Here is an 11,998-nt window from a genome sequence, read left to right on the forward strand (position 1 = left end):
GCCGTCCTGGCCCACGGTTGCGGCTCCTGGCTCACCGCTGCTCGTGAGCCAGGAGCCGCGGTGATCAGCTCAGCTGATCGCCGAGGGCGTCAGCTCAGTGGCTGTGCCCGTGGCCGTGCGAGTGGCCGTGGGTGTGGTGCCCGGCCCCAGCCGGCTCCTCCTCCTCCGGCGCCTCGACGACGGCGGAGTCGGTGGTCAGCACCATCGCCGCGATCGAGACGGCGTTGCTCAGCGCGGCCTTGGTGACCTTGACCGGGTCGATGACGCCCTGGGCGGCCAGGTCGCCGTACTCACCGGTCGCGGCGTTGAAGCCCTGACCGGCACCGGCCTCGCGGACCTTGGCCACCACGACCTGACCCTCGAACCCGGCGTTGCCGGCGATCCGGACCAGCGGGGCGTCCAGCGCCCGCCGGACCACGCGGGCACCGGTCAGCTCGTCACCGGAGAGGTCCAGGGAGTCGACCGCCGCGGCCGCGTGGACCAGCGCCGAACCACCACCGGGGACGACGCCCTCCTCCACCGCGGCGCGGGTGGCGGCGATGGCGTCCTCGATCCGGTGCTTCTTCTCCTTCATCTCGACCTCGGTGGCCGCGCCGACGCGGATGACGCCGATGCCGCCGGCGAGCTTGGCCAGCCGCTCCTGCAGCTTCTCGCGGTCCCAGTCGGAGTCGGTCGCCTCGATCTCGCGGCGGATCTGCGCGACCCGGTCGCCGATGGCCTCACCGGTGCCGCCGCCGTCGACGATCGTCGTCTCGTCCTTGGTGACGGTGACCCGGCGCGCGGTGCCGAGGACCTCGAGGCCGACCTGGTCGAGCTTGAGGCCGACGTCCTCGCTGACGACCTGGCCGCCGGTGACGACGGCGAGGTCGGTCATGAACGCCTTGCGGCGGTCGCCGAAGTACGGCGACTTCACCGCGACGACCTTGATGGTCTTGCGGATCGAGTTGACGACGAGGGTGGACAGCGCCTCGCCCTCGACGTCCTCGGCGACGATCAGCAGCGGCCGGCCGCCGGTGGAGAGGACCTTCTCCAGCAGCGGGAGCAGGTCGGCCAGCGCGCTGATCTTGCCGCTGACCAGCAGCACGAGGGCGTCCTCGAGAACGGCCTCCATCGCCTCCTGGTCGGTGACGAAGTAGGGCGAGAGGTAGCCCTTGTCGAACTGCACGCCCTCGGTGACGTCGAGCTCGGTGGAGAGGGTGGTGCTCTCCTCGACGGTGATGACGCCGTCCTTGCCGACCTTCTCCATGGCCTGGCCGATGAGCTCGCCGACCTCGGCGTCCTGCGCGGAGACGGTCGCGACGCCGGCGATGGCCTGCTGGTCGGAGACCGGGATGGCGACCTCGTCGAGGGCCTTGGAGACCGCGTCCGCGGCGGCGCGCATGCCGGCGCCGAGCGCCGTCGGGCTGGCGCCCGCGGCGACGTTGCGCATGCCCTCGTGCACCAGGGCCTGGGCCAGCACGGTGGCGGTGGTGGTGCCGTCGCCGGCGACGTCGTTGGTCTTGGTGGCGACGTTCTTGGCCAGCTGGGCGCCGAGGTTCTCGTACGGGTCCTCGAGCTCGACCTCACGGGCGATCGTCACGCCGTCGTTGGTGATGGTCGGGGCGCCGAACTTCTTGTCGAGGACGACGTTGCGCCCGCGCGGACCGAGGGTCACCTTGACCGCGTCGGCGAGCTTGTCCACCCCGCGCTCGAGCGCGCGGCGGGCGTCCTCGTTGAACTTGATGATCTTGGCCATGGGCCCTTCCGATCAGGGTGCGGGTGGAACGGGCGGGTGTGAGCCCGGACGACGACCGCCCCGGGACCCGGTCAGTTCGGGTCGCCGGGGCGGTCGGTGCAGAGGCGGGTCGTCCTCGGGACGGAACCAGACGCTGGCCCCGTCCCGAGGCTCGTCCCGAGCTCGCGAGGGATGAGGAGGACGGGGTCCTCCTACTTCTCCACGACGGCGAGCAGGTCGCGGGCGGAGAGCACCAGGTACTCCTCGCCGGCGTACTTCACCTCGGTGCCGCCGTACTTCGAGTAGATGACCACGTCGCCGACGTTGACGTCGAGCGGGACGCGGTTGCCGTTGTCGTCGACGCGACCGGGGCCCACGGCCACGACCGTGCCCTCCTGCGGCTTCTCCTTGGCGGTGTCCGGGATGACCAGACCGGAGGCGGTGGTGGTCTCGGCCTCGTTGGCCTGGACCACGACGCGGTCCTCCAGCGGCTTGATGTTGACCTTGGTAGCGGTCGTCACGTCAGCGACGCCCCCTTCGGGATCGGACGGCTGGTGGGTTGTGCACTGATGCTGTGGCACGGTGCCGGTGCCTGCCGTCGCGGGGGTCAGGCGCCCGTGCCCGTGTCGATTGGCACTCTACCCAGGAGAGTGCCAGCCTCTCAACCGGGCCCCCGAGGAGGGCGAGGCACCCGTGCGCCACGCTGTGCCGCGTGCCCGACGACGCGCTCGAGCAGCTCCGCTGGCTGCGCACGCCCGAGGGGGCGGCGGCCACCGCGCTCGCCGCCGAGCTGGTGGACCAGGGCCTCGACGTGCTGCCCGCCCTGGCCCGGCTGCGGGCTCAGGTCGGTGCGGGACACGCCGGCCCGGCCTGGGAGCTGGCGCGGCTGCGCGCGCGGGCGCGGCCGGTGTTCGGCGCCGACGCCGACGTCCTCTTCCTCACCGCCGACACCCTCGAGCAGGCCGGCCGGCCCGCGCTGGCCGCGCGGCGGGCGCGGCGCCTGCTCGCCGACGACGCCGACTCGGCCGCCGACCTCGGCTGCGCCTCCGGCACCGACACGGTGGCGCTCGCGCGGGCCGGGGCCAGCGTGCTCGCCGTCGACCTCGACCCGCTGGCCCGCGAGCTGACCGCCGCCAACGCCGAGGCCCTCGGGGTGGCCGACCGGGTGTGGGTGGTCGCCGGCGACGCCGTCGAGCTCGTCGACGCGGCCCGCGGCCGCGAGGTGGCCGGCTGCGGCACCGCCGTCCTGGACCCCGCGCGGCGGGCCGGCGGACGACGGCAGCTGGACCCGGACCGCTGGTCGCCGCCCTGGGCGACGGTGGCGGCGCTGCTGGACCGGGTGCCGCGCACGGTGGTCAAGGTGGCGCCGGGCCTGGACCACGAGCGGGTGCCGGACGGCGTCGAGGCGGAGTGGGTGTCGGCCGGCGGGTCGATCGTCGAGGCGCTGCTGTGGGGGCGCGCGGTGTCGACGGTCTGGCGGCGCGCGTCGCTGGTCCGCGGGGACGACGTCCTGGAGCTGGCCGCCGCCGCCGACCCCGGGCCCGCGCCGTCCGGACCGGTGCGGGGCTGGCTGCACGAGCCGGACCCGGCGGTGATCCGCTCGGGCCTGGTGTCGCTGGTCGCCACCGACCTCGGCGCGACGCTGGTCGACCCGACGATCGCCTACCTGACCTCCGACGGGCCGACCGGCTCCCCCTGGGTGTCCTCGTACCGGGTCGACGAGGTGCTGCCGTTCAACCTCAGGAGGCTCAAGGCCCTGCTGCGGACGCGCGGTGTCGGCCGGGTGGTGGTCAAGAAGCGCGGCTCGGCGATCGAGCCGGAGACCGTCGCCCGCCAGCTGCGCGGGGAGGGCGCGGGGACGGCGACCGTCGTCGTCACCCGGGTCGCCGGAGCCCCCACCGCCCTGGTGTGCGACCTCTCCGACCGATGAGTCCGCACGGCCGCCCGGGTCCACACCCCCGAGGACCCGGGATCCGAGGAGGACGCATGGACCGACCGGACACGCACGTCGACCTGCGGAGGGTCGGCCTCGCAGCCGGCGGATCCGTGCTGGCCAGCGTCGCCTGGTACACGGCCTGGGGCGACCGGCTCGCGGAGCTGGACGAGGCCTACGCCGACGGCGGAGCACCCGCGGCCTGGGTGCTGCCGGTGGAGCTCGCCCGCAGCGGGGCGGTGGCCACCGCCGTGGCCCTCCTCTCCGGGTCCACCGGAGCGCGGGACCGGGGCAGCGCGGCACGCCTGGGGCTGGGCCTGTGGGGAGCGTTCCCCGTCGTCCTGCTCACCGGCTCGGTGGTGCACGAGAAGGTGCCCTGGCAGCTGGCCGCCATCCACGCCGGCGACTGGTTGGTCAAGCTCCTGCTGATCTCCGTCACGGTCGGCCGCGGGCCGGGGCGGCGATGACCCACCACGCGCGGACCCACCACGCGCGGACCCACCACGCGCGCGGAGGCGCCGCTCAGCGGGTGACGACGTCGATCGGCAGCGAGCTGTCCGCGCCGACGTCCGGGGACGAGGGCGCGACCCCGGCCTCGACCAGCCGCGAGCCCAGGGCCGCGACCATCGCGCCGTTGTCGGTGCACAGCCGCGGGCTGGGCACCCGCAGCACGATGCCGGCCGCGGCGCACCGCTCCTCGGCCAGCGCGCGCAGCCGTGAGTTCGCCGCCACCCCGCCGCCGAGCACCAGGTGGTCGACGCCGTGGTCGCGGCACGCGCGCACCGCCTTGGCGGTCAGCACGTCGGCGACCGCCTCCTGGAACGACGCCGCGACGTCGGCCACCGGCACCGGCTCCCCCGCCCGCTGCCGGGCCTCGACCCACCGGGCGACGGCGGTCTTCAGGCCGGAGAACGAGAAGTCGTAGGGGGCGTCGCGGGGTCCGGTGAGCCCGCGCGGGAAGCCGATCGCCGCCGGGTCCCCCTCGCGCGCGGCCCTGTCGATCGGCGGGCCGCCGGGGAACGGCAGGCCGAGCACGCGGGCCACCTTGTCGAAGGCCTCCCCCGCCGCGTCGTCGATGGTGCGGCCCAGCGACTGCACCTCGCGGGCGAGATCGGGCACCAGCAGCAGCGAGCTGTGCCCGCCGGAGACCAGCAGCGCCAGGGACGGCTCGGCCAGCCTGCCGTGCTGCAGCTCGTCGACGGCGACGTGCGCGGCCAGGTGGTTGACGCCGTACAGCGGCTTGTCCAGCGCGAGCGCGTAGGCCTTGGCCGCGGCCAGCCCGACCAGCAGCGCGCCGGTCAGCCCGGGGCCGGCGGTCACCGCGACCGCGTCCACGTCGGAGGCGTTCACCCCGGCCTCGGCCAGCGCCCGGTGCACGGTCGGCACCATCGCCTCCAGGTGGGCCCGCGAGGCGATCTCCGGCACGACCCCGCCGAAGCGCTCGTGCTCGGCCACGGAGGTGGCCAGGGCGTCCGACAGCAGCGTCCGCCCGCGGACCAGGCCGACGCCGGTCTCGTCGCACGAGGTCTCGAACCCGAGTACCAGCGGCTCGTCAGCCACGCAGCACCTCCCGCTTCATCACGACGGCGTCCGTGCCGCTCGGCTGGTAGTAGCGCGGGCGCCGGCCGATCTCGGTGAACCCGCGCCGCCGGTACAGCCCCTGCGCCACCTCGTTGTCGGCCCGCACCTCCAGCAGCACCACGGGGCTGCGCCGGTCGGCCTCGGCCAGCAGCGCGTCCAGCAGCGCGGCGCCGATCCCCTCGCCCTGCCGGTCCGGGGCGACGCCGATGGTCGCCACGTGCGCCTCGTCGTCGTAGGCGATCAGCCCGGCGTAGCCGACGACCCGGTCGCCGTCCTCGGCCACCAGGTAGGAGCGGGTGTCGGTGCGGGAGAGCTCGTCGCAGTACATCGCCCGGGTCCAGGTGTCCGGGGCGAACAGCTGCTCCTCGAGCTCCAGGACGGCGTCCAGGTCGGCCAGCCGCATCGGGCGCAGCCGCGCGCTCATGCGGTGGTCACCGGCTTGAACGACGTCGGGGGGACGGCGTCCGGGCGGCGGAGGTACAGCGGGACGAGCGGGCCGGCGGACGACGGGTCGGCCAGCTGGGGCGCGGCCGCCCGGACCAGCCCCGCCGTCGTGACCTCGGCCGGGGTGACCTCGACGCCCAGCCGCTCGGCGAACCGGGCGTCGCCGACGACGGGGCCGGCGACCGTCAGCTCCTCCGGGCGCGACACACCCGGACCGCCGGTGCGTGAGCCGTCGGCTGCGTAGGCGGCCCAGTAGACCTCCTTGCGGCGGGCGTCGGTCACCACGGTGCGGGCGCCGGAGCCGACCGCGTCCAGCGAGCAGACCCCCACCACGGGCAGGCCGCGGGCGTCGCCGATCGCCGCGGCGGTGACCACCCCGACCCGCAGCCCGGTGAACGGTCCGGGACCCAGCCCGGTCACGACCGCCTCGACGCCGCCGAACGCGAGACCGACGTCGCGCAGCACCTCGGTGACCGCGACGGTGAGCAGCTCGGCGTGCCGGTTGCCCGAGGGGATCGCCCGTTCGGCGAGGACCTCGGCGGCGCCGTCCGGGGACCACCGGGCGAGGCCGGCGACCAGCGTCGGCGTGGCGGTGTCGAGGGCGAGGACGAGCACGACCGGTCAGGTTAGTCCCGCGGCCCGACGGGCTCCCGCGACCGCCCGCCGGACCACGTCGACGTAGGCCGGGTGCGCCAGGCGCAGCCCCCGCAGGTCCGCGGCCGTCACCCAGCGCAGCTCGTCGTGCTCGTGCGGCTGCAGGTTGCGCGGCTCGCCGTCCCACGCGCGGACCGCCCAGAGGGACAGGCGCAGCTCACCGTCCTCGAGCCGGGTCAGCGGCACCGGGTCCCGGGGGACGACGCCGACCTCCTCGCGCAGCTCCCGGGTCAGCGCGGCGGGCTCGTCCTCCCCCGGCTCGACGTGGCCGCCCGGGAGGTCCCACACGTCGGGGTACCAGCGCCGGTCCGGCGACCGGTGGCCCATCAGCACCGTGGTCCCGCGGACGAGGACCGCGGCGACGACGTGGTGCCGACCGCGCGTCACGCGGCGCCGTCGAGCCGCTGCGCCCAGTCGGGGCCGTGCGGCACGAGCAGCGCCGTCCGGACGTCGTCGTCGCGGCGGTCCAGCCGCACCTCCAGGTGCTCGTCGGCCAGCTGCTCGACCAGCCCCTGCCCCCACTCGACGACGGTCACCGACTCCTCGGTGGACGCGTCGAGGTCGAGGTCGTCGACGTCGGCGACCCCGCCGAGGCGGTAGGCGTCGACGTGCACCAGCGGCAGCCGGCCGCCGCGGTGCACGCGGGAGATGACGAACGTCGGGGAGGTGACCGGCTCGCGCACGCCGAGCGCCTCGCCCATGCCCTGGGTCAGCGCCGTCTTGCCCGCACCCAGCGGACCGACCAGCACCACCAGGTCGCCGGCGCGCACCAGCTCGGCCAGCGCAGCGCCGAGCGCGCGGGTGTCGTCCGGGGTCGGCAGCACGTGCTCGCGCCTCACGCCAGGCTCCCCGCGACCGCGGTGAGGTCGGCGAGCAGCCCGGCCCGCGGCGCCCCGTTCGGGCCGAACCGGATCGCCGCCGACGGGTGGTAGGTGGCCCAGACCGCCCGGCCGTCGACGTCGTGCGCCCGGCCGCGGGCCTGCGCCAGCACGGTGCGCGGACCGAGGAACCACTTGGCCGACGAGAGCCCCAGCGCGACGACGACCGGCGGGTCCAGCAGCTCCAGCTGGCGCCGCAGCCAGCCGCTGCAGCGGGCCACCTCCGGGGCCTTCGGCGTCCGGTTGCCCGGCGGGCGGCACTTCACGATGTTGAGCACGGCGGCCTCGGCGCGGTCCAGCCCGGCCTCGGCCAGCAGCTGGTCGAGCAGCTGACCGGACTTCCCCACGAACGGCCGACCGGTCTCGTCCTCGTTCGCCCCCGGTGCCTCGCCGACCAGCGCGAAGCGCGGGCGCCCGCCGGCCGGGGGGTCGCCCACGACCACGTGCTGCCGGGTGGCGGCCAGCTCGGGACAGGCCACGCACGGGCGGGCCGCGGCGGCCAGCGCCCCCCAGTCGGGAGCCGCGGCCGCGGTGCGGGCGACCTCCTCGGCGGCGGCGTCGAAGCGGGGCGGCCGGGTCACCGTCCCGCTCCCGTCGGGAGGTCGGCGGCCACCCGGCGCAGCAGCGCCGACAGCGCGGTGGTCACCTCGTCGGGCTTCTCCAGCGGCACCATGTGGCCCGCCTCGTGGACGACGACGTACTCGAGGTCCGGCGCACCGGGCCCGCCGAGCAGCTCCACGAGCGTGTCGCTGTGCTCCGGCGGGATCAGCGTGTCCCTGTCGCCGGTCAGCACCAGCACCGGGACGGCGCGCAGCGGCTCGAGGGCCGCCGTCTCGTCCAGGCCGGCCAGCGCCGGGTAGAACTCCGCGATCACCTCGACCGGGGTGCCCGCGATCATCGAGTCGACGTAGCGGCCGAGCGCCGGGTCGACGTCCTTGGACGCGAACGACAGCGACCAGGTGACGTGCGAGATGAGGTCGGCGGCCAGCCGGCGGGTGCGCTCGGCGAAGCCGGGACGGCGGCGCATGGTGAACGCCGCGATCGGCAGCACCGCCGCCCGCAGCCGGGTGAGCAGCTCCGGCATGCCGAAGTCGAGGTCGGCGAGGTTGCCGCTGGAGGTGCTCATCAGCGCCACCCCGACCACCCGCTCACCGAACAGCTCCGGGCGCACCTCGGCCAGCGCCATCACGGTCATCCCGCCCATGGAGTGCCCGACGAGCACCACCGGCCCGGAGGGCACCCGCGCGCGCAGCACCGCGTCCAGGTCGCGGCCCAGCTGCTCCATGGTCGAGTGCTCGGCCGGCCCGCGGCCGGAGGCGCCGTGCCCGCGCTGGTCGTAGAAGACCAGCCGCGCCGTCGGGCGCGAGCCGTTGGCGGTGGCCAGCGCCGCCCCCAGCGCCCGCCGCTGGAAGGTCCACGACGCCATCGACAGCGAGTAGCCGTGGCAGAAGACCACGGTCAGCGGGGCGTCGGTCGGACCGACCTCCTCCACCGCCAGCAGCACGCCGTCATCAGCGGCGACGAGCGCGGTGCGGTCGGCGCGCCGGGACGCCGGGCCGAGCGGGTCGTCCTCGCGCAGCTCGGCGTCCGTCGCCCCCGGCGGCAGGCCGGCCGCCGAGCCCAGCCGCTCGGCGCCCACCCGCCGGGCGGCGGCCCGGCTGACCGCGACGCCGACGGCGGTGCCGGCCGCGGCCAGGCCGAGGACGGCACCGAGCACCCCGGCGCGGGAGTGCGACCGCGGTGGAGCCTGCCGGCGCGGCCTCGGGTGCCGCTTCGCCGCCATCAGACCGCCCCCGCCGAGCCGACGTAGCGGCGGGTGAAGCGGCCGCCGATCCGGGTGACCAGCTCGTAGTGGATGGTGTCGACCGCGTCGGCCCAGTCCTGCGCCGTCGGCTCACCGCCGTCCCCCGGCCCCCACAGCACGACCTCGTCACCCGCGTGCACCTCGGCGTCGCCGACGTCGAGCACGAACTGGTCCATGCAGACGCGCCCGGCGATCGTCCGGTGCGCCCCGGCGGCCAGGACCGGTGCCCGGTTGCCCGCCGCGCGCGGCACGCCGTCGGCGTAGCCGACCGGAACCAGCAGCAGCGTCGTCTCGCTCTCGGGGAAGTAGGTGTGGCCGTAGGAGACGCCGACGCCGGCGGGCACCCGCTTGGTCAGCGCGGCGCGGGCCCGCACCGTCATCGCCGGCCGCAGCCCGTGCGCGGCCGGGTCCCCGCCGAGCGGGTCCAGCCCGTAGACGGCGATGCCGGGGCGGACCATGTCGTACCAGGTGTCGGGCAGCGCGACCGTCGCCGCGGAGTTGGCCAGGTGCAACCGGGCCTCCCTCAGCCCCGCAGCCCGGGCGAGCGCCACCGCCTCCTCGAACACCCGCACCTGCGCGCCGATCGTCGGGTGGGTCGGCGCGTCGGCGTAGGCCATGTGGCTCCACAGGCCCACCACGGCCACGTCGCCGTCGGCCTGCGCCCGCGCCGCGGCGGCGACCAGGCCGGGCCACTCGGCCTCGGTGGCGCCCTCGCGGGAGAGCCCGGTGTCGGCGAACAGGTGCACCGCGGCGGTGCGCCCCGTGGCGCGGGCGGCGGCGACCACCTCGGCCAGGGCCCACCCGGCGTTGACCGACACCTCGACGTCCGCGGTGAGCGCCGCGGCGTAGTCGGTGCCGGGGGTGTGCAACCAGGCCAGCAGCGGAGCGGCGACGCCGGCCGCGCGCAGCGCCAGCGCCTCCTCCAGCACCGCGACGCCCAGCGCGTCGGCGCCCCCGGCCAGCGCCGCGCGCGCGGCCGGGACCAGGCCGTGGCCGTAGCCGTCGGCCTTCACCACCGCCATCAACGGGCGGCCGACGCGCGCGCGCAGCGCCGCGGTGTTCGCGGCGATGGCGTCGAGGTCGACGACCACCTCGGCCCGGGCTCGATCGTTCACACGCCCGAGTCTCCCAGCCGGTCCGCGGGCGCCCGCCGCAGGCGGGCCAGCGTGGCCGGCAGGAAGCGGACCAGGTCGCTCGCGATCAGCGGCCCCTCCTCCGCCGCCAGCTGCCCGGCCCGCCCGTGCACGTGCGCGCCGACCGCCGCGGCCTCGACGGCCGGCAGGCCGGTGGCCAGCAGCGCGCCGGTGAGCCCGGAGAGGACGTCGCCGGTGCCGGCCGTGGCCAGCCACGGCGTGCCGGTGCCGTTGACGTAGGCGGCGCCGTCCGGCGCGGCCACGACGGTCGCGTCGCCCTTGAGCAGGACGACGGCGCCCAGGTCGGCGGCCAGCCGGCGGGCCGCGCCGACCCGGTCCTCGCCCACTGTGCCCCCACCCGCGCCGCCGCCCCGGGCCGATCCGAACCGCGCGTACTCGCGGTCGTGCGGGGTCAGCACGGTCGGCGCCGATCGCCGTCGCACCAGGTCCGGCTGCTGCGCGGCCATCGTCAGCGCGTCCGCGTCCACGAGCACCGGCAGGTCGGTGGCCAACACCTCGGCCAGCACGCTGCGCGCGTCGTCGTCGGTGCCCATCCCGGGGCCGACCACCCACGCCTGCACCCGTCCCGCATCGGCGGGCCGCCCCTCGGTGACGATCGTCTCCGGCCAGGCGGCCCGCACGCCGGCGGCCGCCGTCCCGGCGTAGCGGACCAGCCCCGGGCGGGCGCGCAGCGCCGCGCCCGTGCACAGCACGGCGGCACCCGGGTAGGTCGAGGAGCCGGCGACGATCCCGACCACGCCCTGCGTGTACTTGTCGTCGCCGGCGTGCGGCGGGCGGACGCGGGCCGCGACGTCGGCGTCGGTCAGCTGGTGCACCCCCGCCGGTGGCAGGTCCAGCCCGATGTCGACCAGGTGGACCCGGCCGGCGTACCCGCGGCCCTCCCCCACCACCAGCCCGGTCTTGAGCGCGCCGAAGGTGACCGTGTGCTGCGCCGGGAACGCCGCCCCGGGCACCGCGCCGGTGTCGGCGTCCACCCCGCTGGGGAGGTCGACGGCGACCATCAACCCCGGCCCCGTGGCAGCCCGCTCGACCAGCGCGGCAGCCGGCGGACGGAGGCCCCCGCGACCGCCGATGCCGACGATCCCGTCGAGGACGAGGTCGGCGCGCTCCAGCCCGGTGGGCCCGTCGGGGCCGGTGACCCACCCGCCCGCGGTGCGCAGTGCGACCAGGCCGGCGGCGTGCGCCCGCTCCGGGTCGAGCAGGACGGCGGTCACCCGGGCGCCGCGGCGGGCCAGGTGGGCGCCGGCGAAGAGGGCGTCCCCGCCGTTGTTGCCGGCGCCGGCGAGGACGGTGACGCGGGTGCCGTGCACGCGGCCGAGCAGCCCCAGGCAGACGGTGGCCAGGCCGGTCGCGGCCCGCTGCATCAGCGTGCCCTCCGGGGTGGCGGCCAGGAGGGGTTCCTCGGCCGCGCGCACCTCGGCGGCCGTGTACAGCCCGATCACGCCTCCTCCCCCCGCAGCACGCCCTCGGCGACCACCACCGCCGAGGCGATGCCGCCGTCGTGGCTGAGCGAGACGTGCCAGGAGGTGACGCCGAGCTGCGCCGCGCGGCCGGCCACCGTCCCGCGGACCGTCAGGTACGGCCGGCCGTGGTCGCCGACGGTGACCTCGGCGTCGTGCCAGTGCAGGTCGCCGGGCGCGCCGAGGGCCTTGGCGACGGCCTCCTTGGCGGCGAACCGGGCGGCCAGCGACTCACCGCTGCGCGGCGCGCCTCGCGGTGTCTGCTGCTCCGCGGCGGTGAACAGCCGGTCCCGCAGGCCCGGGGTGCGGGTCAGGGACTCGGCGAAGCGGTCGACCGGCACCACGTCGATCCCGACCCCGATGATCACCGGGTCAG

The 11,998-nt window shown here is 76.6% G+C and carries 14 protein-coding genes; 2 read left to right on the forward strand and 12 right to left on the reverse strand.

What is annotated here, in order from left to right:
- Positions 1-94: 94 nt before the first annotated feature.
- Together groL and groES are read right to left on the reverse strand one after the other, a co-directional pair.
- Positions 95-1,735, reverse strand: coding sequence for a chaperonin GroEL (gene groL / locus ACI79G_RS19480; protein WP_456882750.1), 1,641 nt, complete (start codon positions 1,733-1,735; stop codon positions 95-97).
- A gap of 191 nt (positions 1,736-1,926) precedes the next feature.
- Positions 1,927-2,235, reverse strand: a complete 309-nt coding sequence (gene groES / locus ACI79G_RS19485; RefSeq protein ID WP_012950428.1) for a co-chaperone GroES — start codon at positions 2,233-2,235, stop codon at positions 1,927-1,929.
- Between the two features lie 191 nt (positions 2,236-2,426).
- Here groES and ACI79G_RS19490 point away from each other — a divergent pair, with 191 nt between their 5' ends.
- A complete protein-coding gene (locus ACI79G_RS19490; RefSeq protein ID WP_456882751.1) occupies positions 2,427-3,644 on the forward strand; it encodes a class I SAM-dependent methyltransferase in 1,218 nt (405 codons plus the stop codon).
- Between the two features lie 56 nt (positions 3,645-3,700).
- Positions 3,701-4,114 (forward strand): DUF1761 domain-containing protein, encoded by a 414-nt coding sequence (locus ACI79G_RS19495; RefSeq protein ID WP_456882752.1) that lies wholly within the window; start codon positions 3,701-3,703, stop codon positions 4,112-4,114.
- Between the two features lie 55 nt (positions 4,115-4,169).
- Here the strand turns inward: ACI79G_RS19495 and tsaD are convergent, their stop codons facing one another.
- The 10 genes from tsaD to ACI79G_RS19545 all read right to left on the reverse strand — a co-directional run bounded on the left by tsaD (position 4,170) and on the right by ACI79G_RS19545 (position 11,990).
- Positions 4,170-5,207, reverse strand: coding sequence for a tRNA (adenosine(37)-N6)-threonylcarbamoyltransferase complex transferase subunit TsaD (gene tsaD / locus ACI79G_RS19500; protein ID WP_456882753.1), 1,038 nt, complete (start codon positions 5,205-5,207; stop codon positions 4,170-4,172).
- The gene (gene rimI, locus ACI79G_RS19505; protein ID WP_456882754.1) at positions 5,200-5,652 is read right to left on the reverse strand and encodes a ribosomal protein S18-alanine N-acetyltransferase; all 453 of its coding nucleotides are present in this window, start codon (positions 5,650-5,652) and stop codon (positions 5,200-5,202) included. Before rimI ends, tsaD begins: the two co-directional genes overlap by 8 nt.
- The gene (gene tsaB / locus ACI79G_RS19510) at positions 5,649-6,287 is read right to left on the reverse strand and encodes a tRNA (adenosine(37)-N6)-threonylcarbamoyltransferase complex dimerization subunit type 1 TsaB (RefSeq protein WP_456882755.1); all 639 of its coding nucleotides are present in this window, start codon (positions 6,285-6,287) and stop codon (positions 5,649-5,651) included. Before tsaB ends, rimI begins: the two co-directional genes overlap by 4 nt.
- Before the next feature lie 6 nt (positions 6,288-6,293).
- A complete protein-coding gene (locus ACI79G_RS19515; RefSeq protein WP_456882756.1) occupies positions 6,294-6,713 on the reverse strand; it encodes an NUDIX domain-containing protein in 420 nt (139 codons plus the stop codon).
- Positions 6,710-7,165: a tRNA (adenosine(37)-N6)-threonylcarbamoyltransferase complex ATPase subunit type 1 TsaE gene (tsaE, locus tag ACI79G_RS19520; RefSeq protein WP_456882757.1), complete on the reverse strand. Its 456-nt coding sequence runs from the start codon at positions 7,163-7,165 to the stop codon at positions 6,710-6,712. Before tsaE ends, ACI79G_RS19515 begins: the two co-directional genes overlap by 4 nt.
- A complete protein-coding gene (locus ACI79G_RS19525) occupies positions 7,162-7,785 on the reverse strand; it encodes a uracil-DNA glycosylase (RefSeq protein WP_456882758.1) in 624 nt (207 codons plus the stop codon). Before ACI79G_RS19525 ends, tsaE begins: the two co-directional genes overlap by 4 nt.
- On the reverse strand, positions 7,782-8,921 hold the full coding sequence (locus tag ACI79G_RS19530; RefSeq protein ID WP_456882759.1) for an alpha/beta fold hydrolase: 1,140 nt from the start codon (positions 8,919-8,921) through the stop codon (positions 7,782-7,784). The genes ACI79G_RS19525 and ACI79G_RS19530 overlap by 4 nt, the downstream gene beginning before the upstream one ends.
- Positions 8,922-8,986: 65 nt before the next feature.
- On the reverse strand, positions 8,987-10,123 hold the full coding sequence (gene alr, locus ACI79G_RS19535; RefSeq protein ID WP_456882760.1) for an alanine racemase: 1,137 nt from the start codon (positions 10,121-10,123) through the stop codon (positions 8,987-8,989).
- Entirely contained in the window at positions 10,120-11,604 is a 1,485-nt protein-coding gene (locus ACI79G_RS19540) for an NAD(P)H-hydrate dehydratase (RefSeq protein ID WP_456882761.1), read from the reverse strand. Before ACI79G_RS19540 ends, alr begins: the two co-directional genes overlap by 4 nt.
- Positions 11,601-11,990: a holo-ACP synthase gene (locus ACI79G_RS19545; protein ID WP_456882762.1), complete on the reverse strand. Its 390-nt coding sequence runs from the start codon at positions 11,988-11,990 to the stop codon at positions 11,601-11,603. Before ACI79G_RS19545 ends, ACI79G_RS19540 begins: the two co-directional genes overlap by 4 nt.
- Positions 11,991-11,998: the final 8 nt, after the last annotated feature.

The organism is Geodermatophilus sp. SYSU D00779, from assembly GCF_054050595.1.